The organism is Achromobacter sp. E1, assembly GCF_037039475.1.
Taxonomy (GTDB): domain Bacteria; phylum Pseudomonadota; class Gammaproteobacteria; order Burkholderiales; family Burkholderiaceae_B; genus Achromobacter; species Achromobacter mucicolens.
Map to the genome: position 1 here is coordinate 1,160,200 of NZ_CP146253.1, position 22,175 is coordinate 1,182,374.

Genomic DNA, 22,175 nt, shown 5'->3' on the forward strand with positions numbered 1-22,175 from the left:
TTCGTTTTCCTCACTTATGCGCCCGCTCACAGGAGAAAGCTCATGCTCAAAGGAAAAGTAGCGCTTGTCACCGGTTCCACCAGCGGCATCGGCCTGGGTATCGCCACGGCCTTCGCCCAGCAGGGTGCGGACATCGTGCTGAACGGTTTCGGCGACGCGGCCGACATTGAAAAGCTGCGTTCGGAACTGGCCAAAAAGCATGGCGTGAAGGTCATCTACGACGGCGCGGACCTGTCCAAGGGAGCGGCCGTGCGCGAGCTGGTCGAGAACACCGTTCGCCAGTTGGGCCGCATCGACATCCTGGTCAATAACGCCGGCATCCAGCACACGGCGCTGATCGAAGATTTCCCGGCCGAAAAGTGGGACGCCATCCTGGCGCTGAATCTGTCCGCCGTCTTCCACGGCACCGCCGCCGCCCTGCCGCACATGAAGAAGCAAGGCTCGGGCCGCATCATCAATATCGCGTCGGCGCACGGTCTGGTGGCCTCGGCCAGCAAGTCGGCCTATGTCGCGGCCAAGCACGGCGTGGTGGGATTCACCAAGGTCACGGCGCTGGAAACGGCCGGGCAGGGCATCACCGCCAACGCCATCTGCCCGGGCTGGGTGCGCACCCCGCTCGTCGAAAAGCAGATCACCGCGCTGGCCGAAAAGAATGGCGTGGACCAGGAAGCCGCTGCTCGAGAACTGCTCAGCGAAAAGCAGCCGTCCCTGCAATTCGTGACGCCGGAACAACTGGGCGGCACCGCCGTGTTCCTGGCCTCGGATGCCGCCGCGCAAATCACCGGCACGACCGTCTCCGTCGATGGCGGCTGGACGGCGCGCTAAATCAAGGAAATCCTGAATGCTGTTGTTGCTTTCCCCCGCCAAGAAGCTGGACTACGACTCGCCGCTGCACATCGAGACGCACACCCAGCCGATGTTCGTGGATCAGGCCGCGGGCCTGATCAAGGTCCTGAAGACCAAGACCGCCGAGGACATCTCGGCACTCATGAGCCTGAGCCCGGCCCTGTCCGAGCTGAACGTCCTGCGCTACGCGCACTGGAAGCGCAGCTTCACGCAGGCCAACTCGCGTCAGGCCGTGCTGGCCTTCAATGGCGACGTCTACGAAGGCCTGGACGCCGCCACTCTGTCGGCCAAGCAGCTCGACTGGGCTCAGGAGCACGTCGCCATCCTGAGCGGTCTGTACGGCGTGCTGCGCCCGCTCGACCTGATGCAGCCCTACCGGCTGGAAATGGGCACGCGGCTGGAGACCCCCAAGGGCAAGAACCTGTATGAATACTGGGGCAGCACCATCGCGGACTACCTGAACGAGCGCCAGGCCGGCCAGAAGTCGCCGGTCATCATCAACCTGGCCTCCGAGGAGTATTTCAAGTCGGTGGACCAGAAGGTGCTGAAGGCGCGGGTGGTGCAATGCGTGTTCCAGGACTGGAAGAACGGCGCCTGGAAGATCATCAGCTTCCATGCCAAACGCGCACGCGGGCTGATGGCGCGCTACGCCATCCAGCACAAAGTCGCCAAGCCGGAAGGGCTGCAGGGTTTTGATCTGGAAGGCTACGCGTACGACGCATCGGCCTCGTCGGCGGACAAGCTGGTGTTCCGCCGCAGGCTGGATTGACGGGGTTGTCGGGCGGGGGAAGGTGTCAGACACCCCGGAAGCGGTGCGGTCGCTTGAAGGCTGTCTCGTTGGGGTGTCAGACATCTGGTTGGAGCTGCTCGGGCTTCGCCTTTACACAAAAAAATGCCGGCCTGGCATCTGCGCCAGGCCGGCATTTTTTTCGCCCGCGGAACCGGCGAATGCCGGCTTACGAGGCCGCCGCCGGCACTGGCGGCGCATGCAGCGGGTCGGCCAGCGCCAGCAGTTCCTGGCGGATCATGTGGGTGGCCTTGAGCATCTGCTTCACGGGATAGACCAGCGCGGCCTGATCGCCGGCGGTGTCGAACTGCGTGGGCAGGTCCAGCGGCACGCGCGGGCTGTTTTCGTCCAGCAGGACGGTCATGCCGTCCAGGGCCTGCTTGATGGGCTCGGGCGTGGCGGGCAGCGCCGCCAGGATGGGAATGGCGGCGGTGATCTGCGAGGCCAGCACGTGGTTCTGGATCAGCAGGTTGTTCAGTTCCGGCACGTCCACCTGATGCGACTTGGGTTCGCTCATCATCCGGTAGAACGCCTCGGCGAAATTGCTGAAGGCGATGTGCACGTTCTTGCGCGCCAATCGCCAGGCCAGGTCGGCGTCGGTGACGGCCGGCGTCTCGGCGGCGGCTTCGCCCACCGGCGCGCCGTGCGCCTGCATGGCTTCGACGTAGCGCAGGCCGGCCAGCAGATACTCGCGGTTGGCGCGGGTCGCGGCCGAGGCCAGCGGCTTCAGGTAACGCGCCTCCCACCACGGCAGGATGTAGCTGCAGACCAGCGCCAGCGCGCAGCCCAGCAGCGTGTCGATGGCGCGTTCGCCGATCACCGACATGGACACGGTGCCTGGCGACACGAAGTGAAACACCAGCACCACGAACAGGGTGTTGAAGATCGCGCTGGCCATGTAATTCAGCTGCACCAGGCTGTTGCCCATGATGCATGCGCCCAGCAGCACGGCGAACAGGATGCTGGGCTCGTCGGTCACGTTAAAGAGCAGCAGCGCGGCGATGCAGCCGATCAGGGTGCCCATCAGACGCCAGCCATTGCGCTGGCGCGTCAGCGCAAAGCCCGGCTTCATGATGATCACGATGGTCAGCATGATCCAGTAGTTGTGCGCCGAGAACTCGGGCGACAGCCAGCGGCTGGCCAGCGTCATCGCGATGGCCGCGGCGGCCGTCACGCGCAGCGCGTAGCGGAAATGCGGGGAATCCAGCCGCAGGTTGCTGGTCAACAGGCCAAACCGGAATTCCTGGCGCGAAATGAACCGCGTCAGCGACTTGTTGATGCGCAGCACATCGGTCGGCTTGGCGTCGGGCGAGGCCGCGGTGTGATCGGCCAGCCGGTCCACGATGCGCGCCGAATTGCGCAGGCGCCGCAGCACCTGGACGATGAGCGCCAGCATCTCCGGATCGCGCTCGCCCAGCCCCTGCTGCTTCAACTGTTCGATCTCGTATTCGATGGCGCGCAGTTCGGCCTTGGCGCTGCTGCGGTACTGCACCTTGCGCCCGCGCGAGACGTCCAGCGCGATGCGGTTCAGCTCCAGCGACATCTTCACCAGCGCATCGCGCATGAAGATCAGGCAGTCGTTGCCGGCCAGCGTGCGGCGCAGCGCGGCGTAGTCGGTGTGCGTGGCAACCAGCGTGTCCAGCAGCTGCAGCATGTCCACGAACATGTTCCAGATCATCACGCGCTGGCGGTCGCCCAGTCCCTTGCCGCGGGGCAGGGCGCGCAACACCATGTCGCGCGCGGCCTGGTGCTTCTCGGTCATGACCGATTGGCGCTGGATCAGGTTGCGGTAGGCCTCGTCCAGATCCGAGGCCTCGTCGTAGAAGTTGGCGCGCGCGGCCACGTAGTCGGCGGTGGCAAACAGCGCCACCGACATGGCCTGCTGCTCTTCGCGCAGCCAGAACAGCCGCGAAAACCCCAAGCTGAACACCACATAGAACAGCGCGCCGCCCAGCGTGGCGGCGGCATGGGACAGGACTTCATGCGGCGCCAGCGGCGAATGCATGGTCAGCGTCATCAGCAGGAGGCCCGCAAAGCCGATCAGGCCGCCGCGCTTGCCGAACACGGTGAACATGGAATAGACGAAGCACTGCGCGATGACCACCAGCCAGATCAGTACCGGATGCGTGGACGCCAGCCCCGTGATGATGACCGTGATCGTGCCCAGCGCCGCGCCGCCCAGCATTTCGTTGGTGCGGTGCCGCTGCGGACCGCCCGGCTGGTCGATGATGGCCAGGCACTGGGCGCCGAAGGTCGCCACCAGGCCGGTCGTGTAGTTGCCGAAGATGCCGCCCAGCACCAGCACGGGCAACAGCATGCCAACCCCCTGGCGCACCCCTCCGAAGAAGTAGTGGCTATAGAGAAAGCGGCGGATGCTGGCAATGCGTAAATCCATGGGCGGCGGCTCGGTTCTGGACGACGCAACAAGTATAGAGAGGCCATCGCGGGTTTTGGGGCCGGATAGTTACCGAACCCTCCTTGCAACGGTCGGCAAAAGCCGATTTGCCACCTTTGACGCAACGCGGTAAATTGCCACACTTGCTTCGGTCTGCCTATCCGAAACCGGAGCGTTGATGCGAACGGCCAGGGTCACATCCCAGCCGTCCTGCAGCAAGTCACACCTGCCGTTGGCCGCGCCACAAGCGTGTGTTGCCAAGGCTTCCATTTCGACCTCCAGCGTCCCCAAGGGGCGTTTGCACTGCGTTCTGTCGAGCGTGTGCCGGGTCGGCAAGGTGTCCGGGTGGCGTGGCTCCGTGAGCCGCTAAGCGCCGGATCATGTTGTCGTAACCGGTATGGGTTCAGTTGCCGCCGTATCCGGGCGCGCAGCAGTCAGGGTTGCAGGGCCGGTACTGAAAGGAACTACAACATGGAAATGAATGGCGCCGACATCGTCGTGCGCTGCCTGGCCGATGAAGGCGTGGAACACGTTTTCGGCTACCCTGGCGGCGCGGTGCTCTATATCTACGACGCAATCTTCAAGCAAGACAAATTCCAGCATATCCTGGTTCGTCACGAGCAAGCTGCCGTGCACGCGGCCGATGCCTATTCGCGCTCGTCGCAAAAGGTCGGCGTCTGCATCGTGACCAGCGGTCCGGGCGTGACCAATGCCGTTACCGGCATTGCCACCGCCTACATGGACTCCATCCCGATGGTCATCATCAGCGGGCAGGTGCCCACTGCGGCCATTGGCGAAGACGCCTTCCAGGAATGCGACACTGTCGGCATCACGCGTCCCTGCGTCAAGCACAACTTCCTGGTGCGTGACGTCAAGGACCTGGCCGAAACCATGCGCCGCGCGTTCTATATTGCGCGCACGGGCCGTCCGGGCCCGGTGCTGGTGGATATCCCCAAGGACATCACCGTCGCGCAGTGCAAGTACGTGCCGCCCAAGGGCGAGATCTCGATGCGTTCCTACGCGCCCGTCAACAAGGGCCACCAGGGACAGATCAAGAAGGCCGTGCAGATGCTGCTGGCCGCCGAACGCCCCATGATCTACACGGGCGGCGGCGTCATCCTCTCGAACGCCGCGCCCGAGCTCAACAAGCTCGTGACGCAGCTGGGCGCGCCCTGCACCAGCACCCTCATGGGTCTGGGCGGCTTCCCGGCCAGCAGCGGCCAGTTCGTGGGCATGCCCGGCATGCACGGCACGTACGAGGCCAACATGGCCATGCAGCACTGCGACGTGCTGCTTGCCATCGGCGCCCGCTTCGATGACCGCGTGATCGGCAATCCCAAGCACTTCGCGCAGAACGCCCGCAAGATCATCCATATCGACATCGATCCCTCGTCGATCTCCAAGCGCGTGCGCGTGGATGTCCCGATCGTGGGCAACGTCAAGGACGTCCTGGCCGACCTCAGCGCGCAGTTCGAGATCGCCGCCGCCGAGCACAAGCCGGCCTCGCTCGCCAAGTGGTGGGACCAGGTCGAGACGTGGCGCGGCAAGGAATGCCTGAAGTTCGCCAACTCGACCGAAGTCATCAAGCCGCAGTACGTGGTGGAAAAGCTCTGGGAAGTGACGGGCGGCGACGCTTTCGTCACCTCGGACGTCGGCCAGCACCAGATGTGGGCCGCGCAGTACTACAAGTTCGACAAGCCGCGCCGCTGGATCAACTCCGGCGGCCTGGGCACCATGGGTGTGGGCCTGCCGTACGCCATGGGCGTGCAGATGGCCAATCCGGGCAAGGACGTTGCCGTCATCACCGGCGAAGCCTCGATCCAGATGAACATCCAGGAACTGTCGACCTGCCACCAGTACCGCCTGACGCCCAAGATCGTCTGCCTGAACAACCGTTTCCTGGGCATGGTGCGCCAGTGGCAGCAGATCGACTACGGCTCGCGCTATTCCGAGTCGTACATGGATTCGCTGCCCGATTTCGTCAAGGTCGCCGAGGCCTATGGCCACGTGGGCCTGCGCATCGAGCGTCCGGCCGACGTCGAACCGGCGCTGCGCGAGGCGTTTGGCAAGCACAAGGAGCGCCTGGTCTTCCTGGACTTCATCACCGACCGCACCGAAAACGTGTGGCCGATGGTCAAGGCCGGCCGCGGGCTGACCGAAATGCTGCTCGGCTCTGAAGACCTGTAAGGAGGCCCCGCAATGAAGCACGTGATTTCCGTCCTCCTCGAAAACGAACCCGGCGCGCTGTCGCGCGTGGTGGGCCTGTTTTCCGCGCGGGGCTACAACATCGAAACCCTGACCGTGGCGCCCACCGAGGATTCCACGCTGTCGCGCATGACCATCGTCACGACCGGCTCGGACGAGGTCATCGAACAGATCACCAAGCATTTGAACCGCCTGGTCGATGTCGTGAAGGTGGTGGACCTGACCGAAGGCGCCCACATCGAGCGCGAGCTGATGCTCGTGAAGGTGCGCGCCGTCGGCAAGGAACGCGAGGAAATGAAGCGCATGGCGGACATCTTCCGCGGCCGCATCATCGACGTCACCGACAAGTCCTACACCATCGAATTGACCGGGGTGCAGGAAAAAGTACAGGCCTTCCTCGAGGCCCTGGACCGCAGTGCCATCCTTGAAACCGTGCGCACCGGCGTGTCCGGCATCGGACGCGGTGAACGGATTTTGAAGATTTGACCGGCCTTCCAGGCCTGCCTCACCCTACATCTGAATCAAACGAATATCCAAATACTGGAATCTGGAGCACAACATGAAAGTTTTCTACGACAAAGACTGCGATCTGTCCCTCATCAAAGGTAAGACCGTCGCCATCATCGGTTACGGCTCGCAAGGCCACGCGCACGCGCTGAACCTGCATGAGTCGGGCGTGAAGGTCATCGTCGGCCTGCGCAAGGGCGGCGCCTCGTGGAACAAGGCCGCCAACGCCGGCCTGGAAGTCAAGGAAGTCGCCGAAGCCGTCAAGTCGGCCGACATCGTCATGATGCTGCTGCCCGACGAGAACATCGCTTCGGTCTACAACAACGAAGTCCACGCCAACATCAAGGCGGGCGCCGCCCTGGCGTTTGCCCACGGTTTCAACGTGCACTACGGCCAGGTCGTGCCGCGCGAAGACATCGACGTCATCATGATCGCCCCGAAGGCCCCCGGCCACACGGTGCGCAACACGTACAAGCAAGGTGGCGGCGTGCCCCACCTGGTGGCCGTGTACCAGGACAAGTCGGGCGCCGCGCGTGACGTCGCCCTGTCGTACGCCAGCGCCAACGGCGGCGGCCGTGCCGGCATCATCGAAACCAACTTCCGCGAAGAAACCGAAACCGACCTGTTCGGCGAACAGGCCGTGCTGTGCGGCGGTACCGTCGAACTGATCAAGGCCGGTTTCGACACGCTGGTGGAAGCCGGCTACGCGCCCGAAATGGCCTACTTCGAGTGCCTGCACGAGCTCAAGCTGATCGTCGACCTGATCTACGAAGGCGGCATCGCCAACATGAACTACTCGATTTCGAACAACGCCGAATTCGGCGAATACGAAACGGGTCCGAAGATCGTCACGGACGAAACCCGCAAGGCCATGCGCCAGTGCCTGACGGACATCCAGACCGGCGAATACGCCAAGAAGTTCATCCTGGAAAACGCCGCCGGCGCCCCGACGCTGACCTCGCGCCGCCGCATCAACGCGGAATCGCAGATCGAGCAAGTGGGCGGCAAGCTGCGCGCCATGATGCCCTGGATCGCCGCCAACAAGCTGGTGGACAAGTCCAAGAACTGATCCCCGGGCAGGCGGGGCTTTCAGGCCCGCCGGTCAGGATCGAAGCGGCATGCCTCGCAAGGGCATGCCGCTTTTTTTGGCCTTTTCCTGCTTATTTACGGCCCCTGGCGCCAATTGGGCCGGGCACGATCCTTGCTGTAGCCCGCAAGCAGGGCCAGATAGGTTAACCTTTCAAAGTCCGTCGTAAGTTATTGAGACCATGCCCAATTTTTCCATGCGCGATTCCGAGAACCGCCACCGGAGCATTTACCTGCTTCCCAACGCGTTCACCACCGCCGCTTTGTTTGCCGGGTTCTATGCCGTTGTGCAGGCCATGAACGACCGCTTCGAAGTCGCCGCCATCGCCATTTTTGTCGCCATGGTGCTGGACGGCATGGACGGCCGGGTGGCCCGCCTGACCAACACCCAGTCCGCATTCGGCGAGCAATACGACTCGCTGTCCGACATGACGTCGTTCGGCGTGGCGCCGGCGCTGGTCATGTACGAATGGATCCTGAACGACCTTGGCCGCTGGGGCTGGCTGGCGGCCTTCGTGTATGTGTCGGGGGCGGCGCTGCGTCTGGCGCGCTTCAACACCAACATCGCCGTGGTCGACAAACGCTACTTCCAGGGCCTGCCCAGCCCGGCCGCGGCCGCGCTGGTGGCCGGTTTCGTGTGGCTGGCCGTGGACAACAAGCTGCCCATCCATGACAGCCTGATGGCCTGGGTGGCGTTCACGCTCACCATGTACGCCGGCATCACCATGGTTTCGAATGCGCCGTTCTTCAGCGGCAAGAGCTTCGCCCTGGGCCGCAGCGTGCCGTTCTGGGGCATCCTGCTAGTCGTCGCGGTGTTCGTGTTCGTGTCCAGCGATCCTCCGGTGGTGCTGTTCGGCCTGTTCGTGCTGTACGGCCTGTCGGGCTGGGTCACGTGGGTCTGGCGCTGGAACAAGGTGCGCCGCCTGCAGCAGGAGCGCCGGGGCCATTCCTCCTGAGGGCACCCAAAAAGAAACCCGCCGATTCAAAACCGGCGGGTTTTTTCATTCTGGCGGGCCTTCAGGTCCGGGGCGCAGGCAACCCGGGCGGGCCATCTACCACCAGTTGAACCGGTCGTCGTCGTACATGGGGTCCGGCCCGGGATGAAAGTGCGTCACCTTGCTGCCGTCGCGGCTCATGTAGACGTACATCAGCGAATTCCACACGCTGTTTTCCCTGTAGCGGTACGACCAGACGACTTCGCGCTTTTCGCCCAGCCCGACCTGGTCGATGCGCGCGGGCGGTCCGAATTCGCAGCGCACGCGATCCGGCCCCCAATCCCCCGTCGCCAGCACCTTGAAATGCGCGTCGGTCAGTAGCGGCATCACCCGGTCGACCCGTTCATCGGGACCGACGTTGGCGCCCCACGCATACTGGCCCATCGGCTGCTGCGTCCAGATGACGCGCCGGCCGCCGTTGGCCTGGGGACATTCGAAGTTGGGCGCGCCAAATTGCGCCTGGACTTGCGACAGCGGGGTGCCGGGCGGCACCTCGGTCATGTTGGCGCAGGCGGCCAGACCGGCCAGCGCGATCGATGCGGCGGCCAAGCGGACCATTCGGTATGGGCTGATCATGTCCTTCTCCTGTGGGGTGGGCGTTGCCGCCTCGACCGGCCATTGGCCGGGTCCAGTCTCCTTGCTGGGGTAATTCTAGCGAATCAGCTATAATCGCCGAGCTTTATCAAATGTATTGATTCTGCAAGATCCTTTGCGCCAGCCGCTGGTGGCTTGTCGCAGTGCCCGCAACACGGCGTCACGCCTTATTTGCCGGTCCTGCCCGATCCCGCCAATGGCAGCAGTGAGAAAGCGAATTCAAGCCTGGCTCGCGCAAATTTTTTCCAAACCACGTCAGGGCGCCTCGGCCCTGTCGCATGTCCGAAGAGGTCATCAATGTCTGTAGCTGACATCAAGAAATCCGATATCGTTGCGCAATTCCAACGCGCTCAGGGCGATACCGGCTCCCCCGAAGTTCAGGTGGCTCTGCTCACCGCCCGTATCAACGAGCTGACCGGTCACTTCAAAGAACACATGAAGGATCATCACTCGCGCCGCGGTCTGCTGCGTATGGTCAGCCGTCGCCGCAAGCTGCTCGACTATCTCAAGGGCCGCAATCCCGATTCGTACCGCGCACTGATCGAAAAACTCGGTCTGCGCAAGTGATCGACGGGGCTGGCTCCCCATGACGCAACCGTGGTCGGTGCGACGCATGTCGCAGCGGCCACGGTTTTTCATTTGTAAGGAATAATCGTCATGTTCAACAAAGTGACTAAATCGTTCCAGTACGGCCAGCATACGGTCGTCCTGGAAACTGGCGAGATCGCTCGCCAGGCCTCCGGCGCCGTTGTGGTGTCGATCGAGGACACCGTCGTCCTGGCCACCGTCGTGGCTGCCAAGAAGGCCAAGCCGGGTCAGACGTTCTTCCCGCTGACCGTCGACTACATCGAAAAGACCTACGCCGCCGGCCGTATCCCGGGCGGGTTCTTCAAGCGCGAAGGCAAGCCCTCCGAAAAGGAAACGCTGACGTCGCGCCTGATCGACCGTCCGCTGCGTCCGCTGTTCCCCGAAGACTTCTACAACGAAGTCCAGGTGGTTCTGCACACGCTGTCGGTCAATCCTGAAATCGATCCCGACATCGCCGCCATGATCGGCGCCTCGGCCGCGCTGGCCATCTCGGGCATCCCGTTCAATGGCCCGATCGGCGCCGCGCGCGTGGGTTACATCGATGGTCAATACACCATCAACCCGACCGCATCGGAACTGAAGTCCTCCAAGCTGAATCTGGTTGTCGCCGGTACGGAAAACGCCGTGCTGATGGTCGAATCGGAAGCCGACCAGCTGTCCGAAGAAATCATGTTGGGCGGCGTGGTCTATGGCCACCAGCAAATGCAGACCGTCATCAACGCCATTCACGACCTCGTGAAGGACGCCGGCAAGCCCGATTGGGATTGGCAGGCTCCCGCCAAGGACGAGGCCCTGATCGCCGCGGTCACCGCCGCCGCCCAGGAAGGCCTGAACGCCGCCTACCAGATCCGCGAAAAGCAGGCCCGCACGGCCAAGCTGCGTGAAGTGTCGGCCGAGGTGTCGGCCAAGCTGGCCGCCGCCGCCGCCGAAAAGGGCGAATCGGCCCCCGACGCCGTCACGGTCGACAACATCATGTTCTCGCTGGAATCGGCCATCGTCCGCGGCCAGATCCTGAACGGCGAACCGCGTATCGACGGCCGCGACACCCGCACCGTGCGTCCGATCAGCGTGCGTCTGGGCGTGCTGCCCCGCGCGCACGGCAGCGCGCTGTTCACCCGTGGCGAAACCCAGGCGCTGGTCGTGGCCACGCTGGGCACCAAGCAAGACGAACAGATCATCGACGCGCTCATGGGCGAGTACCGTGACCGCTTCATGATGCACTACAACATGCCTCCGTTCGCCACCGGCGAAACCGGCCGCATCGGTGTGCCCAAGCGCCGCGAAATCGGCCACGGCCGTCTGGCCAAGCGTTCGCTGGTTCCGGTGCTGCCGGCCCCCGAAGACTTCCAGTACACGATCCGCCTCGTGTCGGAAATCACCGAATCCAACGGCTCCTCGTCGATGGCTTCGGTCTGCGGCGGCTCGCTCGCCATGATGGACGCCGGCGTGCCCATCAAGGATCACGTGGCCGGCGTGGCCATGGGCCTGATCCTGGACGGCGGCAAGTTCGCCGTGCTGACGGACATCCTGGGCGACGAAGATCACCTGGGCGACATGGACTTCAAGGTTGCGGGCACCGAAAACGGCGTCACCGCACTGCAGATGGACATCAAGATCCAGGGCATCACCAAGGAAATCATGCAGGTTGCGCTGGACCAGGCCCGTGAAGGCCGTCTGCACATCCTCGGCAAGATGAAGGAAGCCCTGGACGGTTCGCGCGGCGAGCTGTCGGCTTTCGCGCCGCGCATGCTGACCATCAAGATCAACCCCGAGAAGATCCGCGACGTGATCGGCAAGGGCGGCGCCACCATCCGCGCGCTGACCGAAGAAACCGGCACGCAGATCGACATCTCCGACGACGGCACGATCGTGATCGCCAGCGTCGACGAAGCGCAGGCCAAGGAAGCCCAGCGCCGCATCGTCGAGCTGACCGCCGACGTCGAAGTGGGCCAGATCTACGAAGGCTCGGTCCTGCGTCTGCTGGACTTCGGCGCCATCGTGCAAGTGCTGCCGGGCCGCGACGGCCTGCTGCACATCTCCGAAATCGCCAACTACCGCATCGCGAACATCAACGATGTGCTGAAGGTCGGCCAGCAAGTCCGCGTCAAGGTCATCGAGGCCGACGACAAGGGCCGTCTGCGCCTGTCCATCAAGGCGATCGGCGGCATCGAGCAGCAGCAAGCCGCCGCCGCTCCCGAAGCCGCTCCCCAATCGGAACCGCAAGCTGAATAAGCCTGCAGCCTCCTGATTGAAAGACGGCGCCGCAGGCGCCGTTTTTTTTGCCTGCGCCCTGGCAGCCATGCGGGGCGCGGCCCGCGGCTCCCCTGTTCGCCCGCCTTCCTGTAAAGTCTTGCGCGAGAGACGCGCCGCCCCGATGCGGCGCGCTTCACGCTTGATCTAAGGGGGCAGACGGATGAGCAAGGCATGACGGCGTGGCCGATAACCGCAGTCACCACAGCGCTGCTGGCTGCGCTGTTGACGGGCTGCATGACTCCCCCCGGGCCGGGTCAGCGCGGCCCCAAGGGCGAGGACATGACGGCGGACCAGTTCGCGCAGACGGACTTCAACCGCACCGTCACGCTGGAGGTGCGAGACAACCTGACCAGCCTGTACTCGCTGCTCGACAAGCTGTATCGCCGCAATCCCCGAGAATGGCGCAAGAACGGCGTGCCGGACCTGGCTACGGCGGTCAACCGCGTCAAGCATTCCATCGAAGTGCGCGTGCCTCCTGGCGACCTGGCCGGCTTGCGCGACATCCAGATCCTCGCGGTTGCGCTGGATCCGAACTATCCGGGTGACCGGGTCGGCGCCTTCATCTACGGCCTGGCCGACACCATCATCGCCGCGCACAACGGCAAGACGCGCCTGTACGCCACCGACGCCCTGGATGGCCAGCGGGTCTACAATGCCGCTCGGAACGTCGAGGCCGCGGCCTGGCTGCTGGCCACGCGCCGCAACAACCAGGGTGAACTGCTGCTGCTGGCCAATGAGATTTCCCCGAACGCCACGAATCTCAGCTTCGAGCGCGAGTTCGGCGCCATCATCGGCCGGCTGGACCTGATCGCCAACCTGCTCGGCGAAAACTCCCGGCGCATCGGCATCAACTACGCCCAGGGCCTGTTGCTCTTCAACTTCCTGCCTGTGCGTTAACAGGATTTCCATCGTGATCGATATCGCATCCATCCAGGCCGCCCGCGAGAACCTGCGCGGGCAGGTGCTCAAGACCCCGTTCACCCTGTCCCGCACGCTGTCCGACATCTTCGGCGCCGAGATCTGGCTGAAGTTCGAGAATCTGCAGTTCACCGCGTCCTTCAAGGAGCGCGGCGCGCTGAACCGCATGCTCACGCTGTCGGACGCCGAACGCGCCAAGGGCGTGATCGCGGTCTCGGCGGGCAATCACGCTCAGGGCGTGGCCTACCATGCGCAGCGCATGGGGGTGCCGGCGGTGATCGTGATGCCGCGGTTCACCCCGACCGTGAAGGTCGCCAATACCCGGCGCTTCGGCGCCGAAGTCGTCCTGGCGGGCGACACCTTCGATGACGCCAAGGCGCGCGGCTACGAACTGGCCCAGGAGCGCGGCCTCATCATGATCCACCCCTACGACGACGAAGCCGTCATGGCCGGGCAGGGCACCGTCGCGCTGGAAATGCTGGAAGACCAGCCCCAGCTTGATACCCTGGTCATCGCCATCGGCGGCGGCGGGCTGATTTCAGGGATTTCCACGGCCGCCAAGGCCGTGAACCCCGCCATCGAGATCGTGGGCGTGCAGACCGAGCGCTTTCCGGCCATGTACGCCGCCGTCCAGGGCGCCACCATGCCGCCGGGGCAGTACACCATTGCCGAGGGCATCGCCGTCAAATCTCCCGGCGATCTGACGCTGCCCGTCGTGCGCCGGCTGGTCGACCGGATCGAGCTGGTCAGCGAGGCGGACATCGAGCATGCCATCGTCGTGCTGCTGGAAATTGAAAAGACCGTCGTCGAAGGTGCCGGCGCCGCTGGCCTGGCCGCCTTGCTGCGCGCGCAGGAAGAGGGCAGCGACCGCTACAAGGGCAAACGCATCGGGCTGGTGCTCACCGGGGGCAATATCGATCCGCTGATGCTGGGCGAATTGATCGAGCGCGGCATGGTCCGCGCCGGACGTCTGGCGCGCATCCGCGTCGACCTGCGCGACCTGCCGGGCGCGCTGGCCCACGCCACCAAGCTCATAGCCGACGCGCAAGCCAACATCACGGAAGTGCATCACCAGCGCGCGTTCACATCGCTGCCGGTGCGCAATGTCGAGGTGGATTTTGTCCTCCAGACGCGGGGTCCCGAGCATATCCAGGAAGTGATCGACATCCTGAACGCGGCGGGTTTCGCCGCCAGCAACCACGACCACTGATCCGCCGCGCGGTGTCGACACGCCGCCTTTTATTTCAAGTTCCTGTCAGAAAACTGTCGCTCCCGCCGAGCTTTTGGCGGGAGCGATTTTTTATGGCCGAAGCCCATGGTGGTGCGCTTCCGAAGCGTTGATTGGTTGCGAGTCACGCACGACGGAATGCCCCGTTTGCGTGCCGACGCACCAAAAAAATGCATCGATATGTTTCTTGGTGCAGGCGATTGAGATTTTCAATGGAACTTTTTGGTTTTAGCCTAACTTCCACGATATGCGGTCTTTTTGATCGATGTTCCAGGATCGGCTGGCCATCACAAGCTCGCTGTTGACCGCGTTGTGTCCACTCCATGTTCGCGGGATATCCCCCGGGAATTCATGGTTGATACCCATAGGGAATGTGTCGTCGCACGATTTACCATCCCGCGTTCATGTCGTTGCCGCCCGTTGAAGCGGCTGCGTCGAAAGAGAAACGTTCGCATTTGAAGCTGTCTTTTGCTGGCTGCGACGAATTAGGGAGAAAGCAGATTGATAAGAAACAGACAGGATTTCTGGTCTGGCGTGATGTTCATCGTGGTGGGAGGAGGCTTCGCCTTGCAGGCGACCACGTATTCCATGGGAACCGCGGCGCGCATGGGCCCCGGCTACTTTCCGTTCTGGCTCGGCATCGTGCTGGCGCTGATGGGCGCGACGGTGCTGATGAGCGCCTTGTCCCCCCGCGCCGAAACCACGACCATCGGCCGCTATGACTTTCGCATCCTCTTTCTCGTCGTCGGGTCCGTGTTCCTGTACGGCTTTTCCCTGCGCTATCTCGGGCTGTATCTCTCGGTATTCCTGCTCGTCCTGATCAGCAGCGTTGCCAGCCACGAATTCAACTGGAAGGTCGCCGTCGCCAACGGCCTGTTCCTCGTGGCGTTCTCCTACCTCGCGTTCATTCGCGGGCTGGGTCTCATCTTTCCGCTGTGGCCCAGCGTGCTGACCAACTGAGGTACCGGACATGGAACTGCTTCAAAACCTGATGTTGGGCTTTTCGGTGGCATTCACCCCCGAAAACCTGACCTACGCATTCATCGGCTGCCTGCTGGGCACGCTGGTGGGGGTGCTGCCGGGACTCGGACCCGTGCCGACCATCGCCATGCTGCTGCCCATCACCTACGTGCTGCCGCCCACCGCGGGCCTCATCATGCTGGCCGGCATCTACTACGGCACGCAGTATGGCGGCTCGACCACGGCCATTCTGGTGAACTTGCCCGGCGAGACCTCGGCGGTGGTGACCGTGCTGGATGGGCACCAGATGGCCCGCAACGGGCGGGCCGGGGCCGCGCTATCGCTGGCAGCCATCGGCTCGTTCTTCGCGGGCAGCGTCGCCACCGTGCTGATCGCCGCCTTTGCGCCGCCGCTGGCCGAAGTGGCCTTTGCGTTCGGGCCGGCCGAGTACTTCTCGCTGATGGCCCTGGGCCTGATCGGTGCCGTGGTGCTGGCGTCGGGCTCGCTGCCCAAGGCCATCTGCATGATCCTGCTCGGGTTGCTGCTCGGCATGGTCGGCACCGACGTGAACTCGGGTGTTGCGCGTTACGACTTCAGCATTCCCGAACTGCAGGACGGCATCGACTTCGCCATCGTGGCCATGGGCGTGTTCGGCCTGTCGGAAATCATGAGCAACCTGGAACTGAAGGAAAACCGGGTCGAGATCACCGACAAGGTGGGTTCGCTGTATCCCAACCGCCAGGAATTCCGCGAGGCCGCGCCCGCCATCGTGCGCGGCACGGCGCTGGGCTCGGCCCTGGGCATCCTGCCGGGCGGCGGTTCGGTGCTGTCGGCTTTCGCGTCCTACACGCTGGAAAAGAAGCTCTCGAAAGAGCCGGAGCGCTTCGGCAAGGGCCACCCGGCCGGTCTGGCGGGACCCGAATCCGCCAACAACGCCGGCGCGCAGACCTCGTTCATCCCGCTGCTGACCCTGGGCATCCCGGGCAACGCCGTGATGGCGCTGATGGTCGGCGCGATGACCATCCACAACATTCAGCCCGGTCCTCAGGTCATGTCCAGCCACCCCGAGCTGTTCTGGGGACTGATCGCCTCGATGTGGATCGGCAACCTGATGCTCGTGGTGCTGAACCTGCCGCTGATCGGCATCTGGGTCAAGCTGCTGCGCGTGCCGTATCGCATGCTGTTCCCCGCGATCCTGGTCTTCTGCACGATCGGGGTGTATTCACTGAACTACAACGCCTTCGACATCTTCATGTTCGCCATCTTCGGCATCATCGGCTACGTGTGGAGCAAGCTGGGGTGTGAAGGCGCGCCGCTGCTGCTTGGCCTGGTGCTGGGGCCCATGATGGAAGAAAACTTCCGCCGGGCGCTGCTCCTGTCGCGTGGCGAGTTCTCCACCTTTGTCACGCGCCCGCTGTCGGCCACGCTGCTCGCGCTTGCCGCGATCCTGCTGGTGCTGGTGGCATTGCCCGCGCTGCGCAAGAAGCGCGAAGAAGCCTTCGTCGAGGTCGACTGACTTTTTTGGATCCGGTTGGCTCCGGGTCTGGTTCGGCGCAAGCCGGCCAGACCCTTTTTTTATTGCCGGGCCACCAGGTTCTTCAGGCCGTACAGGCGTTCCCGATGCAGGGTTGCCGTCAACGGCTCCGGGTCGCGGCCCAGCGCGACATAGTCCGCCGGAATCTGCGCGATCGCATCCTGCATGTTTTCGGACCCCGCGTGCCACCACTGCACCAGCATCCGGTCCGGGTTGTAGACGTCCAGGCCCTGGCGGCGCAGCTCGGAACGGTTGAAGTCCTTCAGATTCCACGTCAGCACCTGGACGGTCGGCGTCTGCGGCAGCCCGCAGCGCGCGCGCCGCGCCAGTCCGGCCGCGATCACATGGAAATCCTTGGGGTCGCTATAGCGCAACGACGCCTCATAGACCTGCGTGTCGGATTCCAGGGCCGCCGGAAACCGCGCGTTCATGTCCGCCCAGAAATCGGCCATCACCTCGGGCGGAATGTCCCAGATCCGGCAGGCGTTGCGGCGCCATTCCTCGCCAATGCGCTCGGTCCACACGGGCTGAAACACACCGGCCTCGGCCAGCCGCAGCAACAGCCGGCGCAGGATGCCAGACATAAGGACGCAGGCGTCCAGGACGATAAACGGGGGAGAAGGAGGGGGCAGGCTCAAGATCGGTACGGCCGCAGGTCCGGAAAACGCGCACACGCTGCGCGCCGCAGACGCCCGGGCGGGCGGAAAAATGGAAGGCGAGGCAGAAGGATAGTGTTTTTTCCGGCGTTCTGCCCGACCACGCATTACTTCTTCAGGATTTCGTCCAACGCTTGCAGCACCAGATCGCTAGTCCCGTGCAGGCTGACGGCGAATGCGCCGTAAATGACCGTCAATACCACCACCGCGCTCACCCACGGCGTCCACCAGGGCCAAAGCCGGCCAACGCGATAGCGGCTAGAAACGATATTCTCTTGCGCATCGGTAAGCACTTCGGGCGTCTCGCCACGCATTGCACGGAGCTCGCGATGCAATTTGGAAATAATCCCCTGAAGCGCTTCGTTCTGATTATGTTGCATGCCGTATTTGCCTTTGAAGCCGAGGCACAGGCACAGGTATTTGAACTCCAGGACATCGCGGTATTTGGTGCGGTCCATCATCATGCGCGACAGAACCGTGAAGAACTTTTCACCGCCCCAGGTTTCGTTGTGATTCACGCTGAGCAGTGACCGTTCGGCCCACCGTGAATGCGCGCCCCAGGGCGTGCCCATGACCGCTTCGTCGATGAAACTGCACAACGCATACCGATAGGCCAGTTGCGTGGCGCTGTCGTAATCGTGCTGGCGGATTTCCTCATCCAGCGCTGCGATCTGGTCGCGTACGGCGCCATAAAGTTGCTCCACGCCTTCATAAGTCGCCAGTTTGCGAAGGCGGATGACCAGCGCGAATAATGGTAGTGCGCCGTCGACCAAGGGGTTATAGCCATGCCCCCGCAGTTGGAAATTCAGATCGGGGTCGCGATCGATATTTTCAATGGTGTCGAATGCGATCAGACCTTTCTGCTCGATCGCCGCGACGGGGCTTGTTCGAAAAAAACCATCCGGCTCGGCATTTATATTCTGGATTGTGCTCATGTCATTGGCTCCTGATCGCCCAGAACTGCAATTCCATTTCCGGATAATCCCCGGCAATGTGGAAACCAAACCCCGCCGTCTCTCGCATCATCTGCCAGCTTGGGTGGCTTCGATCAAACTGAAAGTAGGTAAATCCCGCATGAAAGGGCAGGTGGCGCGGCGCGACGGGCAAAGGCAATAACGGAATGCCCGGGAGCTGCAGGCTGACCAGTTCGCCCAGCCTCTCCATCGACGTTACCTTGGCCTGCTGCACGAATTGCTGCCGCAACGTGTCCAGCGGCATGCGCGCGCGCACCGCCAGGATGAAGTCAGCTTCCGAGTACAGCCGCCGGTCGTGCACGGCGCAGGTCAGCACGCCGTATTGCTGACGTTCGATGGGCAGCGAAACCGCTCGGGGTTGAAGCACCGTGCTCAGCGCACGCCGCAACGTGTCTTCCAGCACCCGGAACGACGCGCGGGGATCGTCGTGCTGATAGGCAGGGTACTCCTGAGGAATTCGGCCTTCGTCGGTGAAGGTGACCAGTTCGCCGCAAGCCTGGCTGAAAGCGACGTACAACTGCTCTGGATGGACGCGACGCAATCGGGAAAGGTGCAGGAACAGCGGATGCAGGCGATTGAGGACCAGCAGCAGGTTGAAATCAGTCACATCGGCGACGCCGGCCTGGCCGGGAGAGCCGATGCGTTCGGCGATGTTCTTGGCGCGCTCGCGCATGAGACCGGCGATCTCCCCGAGATAGCGCTTGAGCGGAGGAATCGCATTCAGCGAGATTCCCGTGGGGTAGAACGACTCGTCCAGCAGCAGGCTGCCATCCGGACGGCGGTCGAGCAGGCGGCATAAGGCAATGCCTGTAAACGCGCTGCGGTCGTCGCGTTCCAGCGCAAGTTGCAGATTCAAGGCTGCCAGGTTCATCGGCACGTAATCGCCCTCCTGGCTGTGCGTGTCACGCACCTCTTCGCTGCGCGTCACGTAACGGGCATTGGCGTAGGTCTCGGGCCATTGCACCTCCAGCACGCCATCGGAACGCAGCGGCAACGTCAGGTACACGGTCTGGTTTACGACCGAGGCGTCGGTGATGGGCAGCGGCACCGGAGGAGGTTGATCGTTGGGGATGTCGAATACGCTTCCGTCGGGCATGACGCCGCGCGCGCGCACAATCGCAATCTTTCCAAAGCTCAGGTATTCCTGGTTCAACTCCAGTTCACTGAACCCATACAGGTTTTCGCTGACCCCGCTGATGCGCTGATTGGCGTGGTGCTCGGCGGCGCGCGCCTGCTGTTGAAAATGCTGAGGCTTGACGAAAAGCCCCTCGCTCCAGATAACGGGATTGCGTGATGTCATGGATTGGAACTCGATTGCAAGGGACGATGGCTTTCGTCGGTGATGGCGACGCGCGTGCCGCTCAGCGTCAGCAGCAGGGCATACCGGCGTCCCTTTGGCTCCAGACGGAACGCCTGCTTCCACACAGCGCCGTTCTGCGCGTGGAAGTCGGCCACGATGGCGACATATCGCGTGTCCGGGCGGATGCGGGCGAAGTCGATGTATTTGAACTGCCCGGGCTGCAGAACGTAGTCGTCCTGCGTCACGAAGGTGGTCCCCAGCGCTTTTTCCAGGTCCTTGGCCAACAGCAGCGGGTCTGCGTTCAACAACAGCGAATCGTCCTTGAGTTGCAATACCTTGAACGCAATGGGCGTGGCCAGGCTGCGCGATGGAGCGGCGGGCGGGAGAGCGGCGAAATCCAGTCCTTGGCTGTACTGCCCAAGACCGCGCGCCGGCACGTGCGCCTGCGGATCGGCAATGTCCTCATCCACGAGCGCGAGGGGAGAGGGGGCGCTTGTCAGGTGCTGGCTGGCCGCCGCGGCTGGGGCGCCGAATCCGCGGTTGGGCAGGTAGTGGGGCGATAAGTCAAGCCTGGGGGGAAGCGGGGATAGAGCCACGACGACACGGGCTTGGGAGACGCGGGATGAGCCGCGATCGACACGGCTCATCGATTGCGGCGACGCCGCTGTGTCCTCGAGTTCGTCGAGCAGCGCCCGCAATTCGCCGATCAAATCGTGCCGGTTGTCCGATCGCAAGCTGATTTCGAATGCATCGCCGCTCGCATCGCCTCCCGGCTGGGCGGTGCCGGACAAATCTGCAGGCTGCGGCACGTGGGCACTCTCAGGATTTGGATTGACGTCGTCGGCGGCGTACAGGCTCAGACCGATCAGGCTGGGCTGATCGTCCGGGGCGCCCACTGGTATCGACGGGTCCATCAGGATCTGCCCTGTCTTGGTCAGGACCTCGCCCACCGTGCCGCACCCGACGAGCATGCTGACTGCAAGCCCGGCCAGGATCGGACGTTTCATTGGGCCTCCGCACGCACGGCGCGTTCGTAAGACTGCGCGAAAACTTCCCAGAAGAGTTTCTCGAAACCGCGCTGGCGTGCCGAGCGGAGTTCTTCGTAGTAATGCGTGTACATTCGCCATGCCCAGTCGTTCGAGCCCGCATGGGCGGAATCTTCATTTCCATAGCGGCAGAAGCGTTTCACCAGCACCTCGGGAGAAAACGCTTGCAGCAGGGCATCCAGCCCCGCTTCGATTCCCTTGATAATGGCGGCCTGATGCCCCTTGAATTGCGTCATCGTCTCTTCGACGGCGGCCTTGGGCGACAGATGCACGACGCTGCGCTCTCGGGAGAACAGGGCGCGCACGGTGTCCGGATAGCCTTGGCCCAGGCGCAGCGGATTGTCCTCGATGGGCTGCAGCGTCAGCGTGTTCATCGCCAATCGCAATACCTGAGGCTCCGTGGTGTCGTACAGCGCAGCAATGCCTCGAATGGCCGCGCCGAGCGCCTGCCCGGCTTCGACCAGCAGTGCACGGCCCGCCTGCGCGTCCATGTCATCGAGCGCCACGTCCATGCCCTGAAGCAGCGCCAACGCCGCCTGCGCAGAATCGACAAAGGAGGGGGCCGCCGGGGCCGTCCTGCCGGGGTCGGTAAGAGTGGGTTCGCGTGACTGCGACATGCTGAAGTCTCCAGAAGTGATCTTGGGCGAGCCGGCGACCGCAACGTAACGGGTGGAGGCCAGGTCCGGCTGGGTGGGCGCAAGCGCTGCGCCCCGCGCATTGCCGGCATCCAGTGGCGAGGGCGGGGCGAACGAAGGTTGTTCCGCGGCGTCCAGGGCGCGCAGCGGGTCAAGGTCGGTGCGGGAATCGCGGGGGGAAGCCAAAGCCTGGAAGGCGGCATCTGCGCGGTGTGTGCCGCGGGCCTGATCGAACGGATAGCGGTCGGCCGGCAAATCGTCCATTGCAGCGCGATGCGCATTGAGGATCTCGCTCACGTCATATTGGGCGAGATGGCGCGAAGCATCCGGCATCGCATGCAGCGCGTCGTCCAGGTGCACCGTAACCCTGTACGGCCCAATGTGCAGGACGTCGGCGTCGCTCAGGCACGCGCCCACCATCACGCCCAAGGGGTCGCGCGCATCGTTGACACGAGTGCATCCTGATCGGTCTATCACGCAGAATGCGTCGTCGCTGTGGCGGATCTCGCAGTGCAACGCAAGCACGCGTCCCGCCTTGTCCGCCAAGGTCCAGCTTGCGCCGTGGCTGCCTATGGTGCCGCCGTTCAGGTCAAATCGATGACGGGGCGTGCTGCCATGCTGCAGCGCCTGGGGATTGGCGACGACGAGCACGATGCCGCGCTCAGAGA

General features: G+C 63.6%; 19 protein-coding genes. 12 read left to right on the top strand and 7 right to left on the bottom strand.

Annotation, left to right across the window (positions count from 1 at the left end; all coding sequences use genetic code 11):
• Positions 1–42 precede the first annotated feature (42 nt).
• Both V6V88_RS05325 and yaaA read left to right on the top strand, forming a co-directional pair.
• Positions 43–825, top strand: coding sequence for a 3-hydroxybutyrate dehydrogenase (locus V6V88_RS05325; protein ID WP_279210359.1), 783 nt, complete (start codon positions 43–45; stop codon positions 823–825).
• A gap of 16 nt (positions 826–841) precedes the next feature.
• Positions 842–1,615, top strand: a complete 774-nt coding sequence (yaaA, locus tag V6V88_RS05330; RefSeq protein WP_338618221.1) for a peroxide stress protein YaaA — start codon at positions 842–844, stop codon at positions 1,613–1,615.
• Positions 1,616–1,802: 187 nt separating this feature from the next.
• On the opposite strand, the gene V6V88_RS05335 is transcribed toward yaaA, so the two are convergent.
• Positions 1,803–4,028, bottom strand: a complete 2,226-nt coding sequence (locus V6V88_RS05335) for an FUSC family membrane protein (protein WP_223574442.1) — start codon at positions 4,026–4,028, stop codon at positions 1,803–1,805.
• 471 nt (positions 4,029–4,499) lie between these two features.
• On the opposite strand from V6V88_RS05335, the gene V6V88_RS05340 reads away from it, so the two are divergent.
• The 4 genes from V6V88_RS05340 to pssA all read left to right on the top strand — a co-directional run bounded on the left by V6V88_RS05340 (position 4,500) and on the right by pssA (position 8,782).
• Positions 4,500–6,215 (top strand): acetolactate synthase 3 catalytic subunit, encoded by a 1,716-nt coding sequence (locus tag V6V88_RS05340; protein ID WP_056321431.1) that lies wholly within the window; start codon positions 4,500–4,502, stop codon positions 6,213–6,215.
• A 12-nt stretch (positions 6,216–6,227) separates the two neighbouring features.
• On the top strand, positions 6,228–6,719 hold the full coding sequence (ilvN, locus tag V6V88_RS05345) for an acetolactate synthase small subunit (RefSeq protein WP_006223608.1): 492 nt from the start codon (positions 6,228–6,230) through the stop codon (positions 6,717–6,719).
• A 73-nt stretch (positions 6,720–6,792) separates the two neighbouring features.
• Positions 6,793–7,809, top strand: a complete 1,017-nt coding sequence (ilvC, locus tag V6V88_RS05350) for a ketol-acid reductoisomerase (RefSeq protein WP_056321433.1) — start codon at positions 6,793–6,795, stop codon at positions 7,807–7,809.
• A 199-nt stretch (positions 7,810–8,008) separates the two neighbouring features.
• Positions 8,009–8,782, top strand: coding sequence for a CDP-diacylglycerol--serine O-phosphatidyltransferase (gene pssA, locus V6V88_RS05355; protein ID WP_062840424.1), 774 nt, complete (start codon positions 8,009–8,011; stop codon positions 8,780–8,782).
• 96 nt (positions 8,783–8,878) lie between these two features.
• Here the strand turns inward: pssA and V6V88_RS05360 are convergent, their stop codons facing one another.
• A complete protein-coding gene (locus V6V88_RS05360) occupies positions 8,879–9,397 on the bottom strand; it encodes a hypothetical protein (protein WP_338618227.1) in 519 nt (172 codons plus the stop codon).
• Positions 9,398–9,712: 315 nt separating this feature from the next.
• Here V6V88_RS05360 and rpsO point away from each other — a divergent pair, with 315 nt between their 5' ends.
• From rpsO to V6V88_RS05390, 6 genes are all read left to right on the top strand, one after another.
• Entirely contained in the window at positions 9,713–9,982 is a 270-nt protein-coding gene (gene rpsO / locus V6V88_RS05365) for a 30S ribosomal protein S15 (RefSeq protein WP_006223612.1), read from the top strand.
• A gap of 90 nt (positions 9,983–10,072) precedes the next feature.
• Entirely contained in the window at positions 10,073–12,235 is a 2,163-nt protein-coding gene (gene pnp, locus V6V88_RS05370) for a polyribonucleotide nucleotidyltransferase (RefSeq protein WP_062840426.1), read from the top strand.
• 192 nt (positions 12,236–12,427) lie between these two features.
• The gene (locus V6V88_RS05375) at positions 12,428–13,153 is read left to right on the top strand and encodes a hypothetical protein (protein WP_062840427.1); all 726 of its coding nucleotides are present in this window, start codon (positions 12,428–12,430) and stop codon (positions 13,151–13,153) included.
• A 13-nt stretch (positions 13,154–13,166) separates the two neighbouring features.
• Positions 13,167–14,384 (top strand): threonine ammonia-lyase, encoded by a 1,218-nt coding sequence (locus tag V6V88_RS05380; protein ID WP_062840428.1) that lies wholly within the window; start codon positions 13,167–13,169, stop codon positions 14,382–14,384.
• Between the two features lie 555 nt (positions 14,385–14,939).
• Positions 14,940–15,362, top strand: a complete 423-nt coding sequence (locus tag V6V88_RS05385) for a tripartite tricarboxylate transporter TctB family protein (protein ID WP_056321452.1) — start codon at positions 14,940–14,942, stop codon at positions 15,360–15,362.
• Positions 15,363–15,372: 10 nt separating this feature from the next.
• On the top strand, positions 15,373–16,878 hold the full coding sequence (locus V6V88_RS05390; RefSeq protein WP_056321454.1) for a tripartite tricarboxylate transporter permease: 1,506 nt from the start codon (positions 15,373–15,375) through the stop codon (positions 16,876–16,878).
• Positions 16,879–16,937: 59 nt separating this feature from the next.
• Here V6V88_RS05390 and V6V88_RS05395 read toward each other — a convergent pair whose 3' ends face one another.
• From V6V88_RS05395 to tagH, 5 genes are all read right to left on the bottom strand, one after another.
• Complete coding sequence (locus V6V88_RS05395; RefSeq protein WP_056321457.1) at positions 16,938–17,480, bottom strand: PIN domain-containing protein; 543 nt, start codon at positions 17,478–17,480, stop codon at positions 16,938–16,940.
• A gap of 179 nt (positions 17,481–17,659) precedes the next feature.
• Positions 17,660–18,487, bottom strand: a complete 828-nt coding sequence (gene icmH, locus V6V88_RS05400; protein WP_223574446.1) for a type IVB secretion system protein IcmH/DotU — start codon at positions 18,485–18,487, stop codon at positions 17,660–17,662.
• Position 18,488: 1 nt separating this feature from the next.
• On the bottom strand, positions 18,489–19,826 hold the full coding sequence (gene tssK / locus V6V88_RS05405) for a type VI secretion system baseplate subunit TssK (RefSeq protein WP_062840430.1): 1,338 nt from the start codon (positions 19,824–19,826) through the stop codon (positions 18,489–18,491).
• Positions 19,823–20,833 (bottom strand): type VI secretion system lipoprotein TssJ, encoded by a 1,011-nt coding sequence (gene tssJ, locus V6V88_RS05410; RefSeq protein WP_062840431.1) that lies wholly within the window; start codon positions 20,831–20,833, stop codon positions 19,823–19,825. Before tssJ ends, tssK begins: the two co-directional genes overlap by 4 nt.
• Positions 20,830–22,158 (bottom strand): type VI secretion system-associated FHA domain protein TagH, encoded by a 1,329-nt coding sequence (tagH, locus tag V6V88_RS05415; protein WP_338618232.1) that lies wholly within the window; start codon positions 22,156–22,158, stop codon positions 20,830–20,832. The genes tssJ and tagH overlap by 4 nt, the downstream gene beginning before the upstream one ends.
• Positions 22,159–22,175: the final 17 nt, after the last annotated feature.

What these genes read in the sequence shown, in the direction of transcription:
- V6V88_RS05360 (WP_338618227.1), bottom strand. Translation starts at nt 9,397, where the DNA reads ATGATCAGCCCATACCGAATGGTCCGCTTGGCCGCCGCATCGATCGCG.
- V6V88_RS05340 (WP_056321431.1), top strand. Translation starts at nt 4,500, where the DNA reads ATGGAAATGAATGGCGCCGACATCGTCGTGCGCTGCCTGGCCGATGAA.
- pnp (WP_062840426.1), top strand. Translation starts at nt 10,073, where the DNA reads ATGTTCAACAAAGTGACTAAATCGTTCCAGTACGGCCAGCATACGGTC.
- icmH (WP_223574446.1), bottom strand. Translation starts at nt 18,487, where the DNA reads ATGAGCACAATCCAGAATATAAATGCCGAGCCGGATGGTTTTTTTCGA.
- ilvN (WP_006223608.1), top strand. Translation starts at nt 6,228, where the DNA reads ATGAAGCACGTGATTTCCGTCCTCCTCGAAAACGAACCCGGCGCGCTG.
- yaaA (WP_338618221.1), top strand. Translation starts at nt 842, where the DNA reads ATGCTGTTGTTGCTTTCCCCCGCCAAGAAGCTGGACTACGACTCGCCG.
- tssK (WP_062840430.1), bottom strand. Translation starts at nt 19,826, where the DNA reads ATGACATCACGCAATCCCGTTATCTGGAGCGAGGGGCTTTTCGTCAAG.
- V6V88_RS05390 (WP_056321454.1), top strand. Translation starts at nt 15,373, where the DNA reads ATGGAACTGCTTCAAAACCTGATGTTGGGCTTTTCGGTGGCATTCACC.
- V6V88_RS05395 (WP_056321457.1), bottom strand. Translation starts at nt 17,480, where the DNA reads ATGTCTGGCATCCTGCGCCGGCTGTTGCTGCGGCTGGCCGAGGCCGGT.
- tssJ (WP_062840431.1), bottom strand. Translation starts at nt 20,833, where the DNA reads ATGAAACGTCCGATCCTGGCCGGGCTTGCAGTCAGCATGCTCGTCGGG.
- V6V88_RS05325 (WP_279210359.1), top strand. Translation starts at nt 43, where the DNA reads ATGCTCAAAGGAAAAGTAGCGCTTGTCACCGGTTCCACCAGCGGCATC.
- V6V88_RS05335 (WP_223574442.1), bottom strand. Translation starts at nt 4,028, where the DNA reads ATGGATTTACGCATTGCCAGCATCCGCCGCTTTCTCTATAGCCACTAC.
- rpsO (WP_006223612.1), top strand. Translation starts at nt 9,713, where the DNA reads ATGTCTGTAGCTGACATCAAGAAATCCGATATCGTTGCGCAATTCCAA.
- ilvC (WP_056321433.1), top strand. Translation starts at nt 6,793, where the DNA reads ATGAAAGTTTTCTACGACAAAGACTGCGATCTGTCCCTCATCAAAGGT.
- pssA (WP_062840424.1), top strand. Translation starts at nt 8,009, where the DNA reads ATGCCCAATTTTTCCATGCGCGATTCCGAGAACCGCCACCGGAGCATT.
- V6V88_RS05385 (WP_056321452.1), top strand. Translation starts at nt 14,940, where the DNA reads ATGTTCATCGTGGTGGGAGGAGGCTTCGCCTTGCAGGCGACCACGTAT.
- V6V88_RS05375 (WP_062840427.1), top strand. Translation starts at nt 12,428, where the DNA reads ATGACGGCGTGGCCGATAACCGCAGTCACCACAGCGCTGCTGGCTGCG.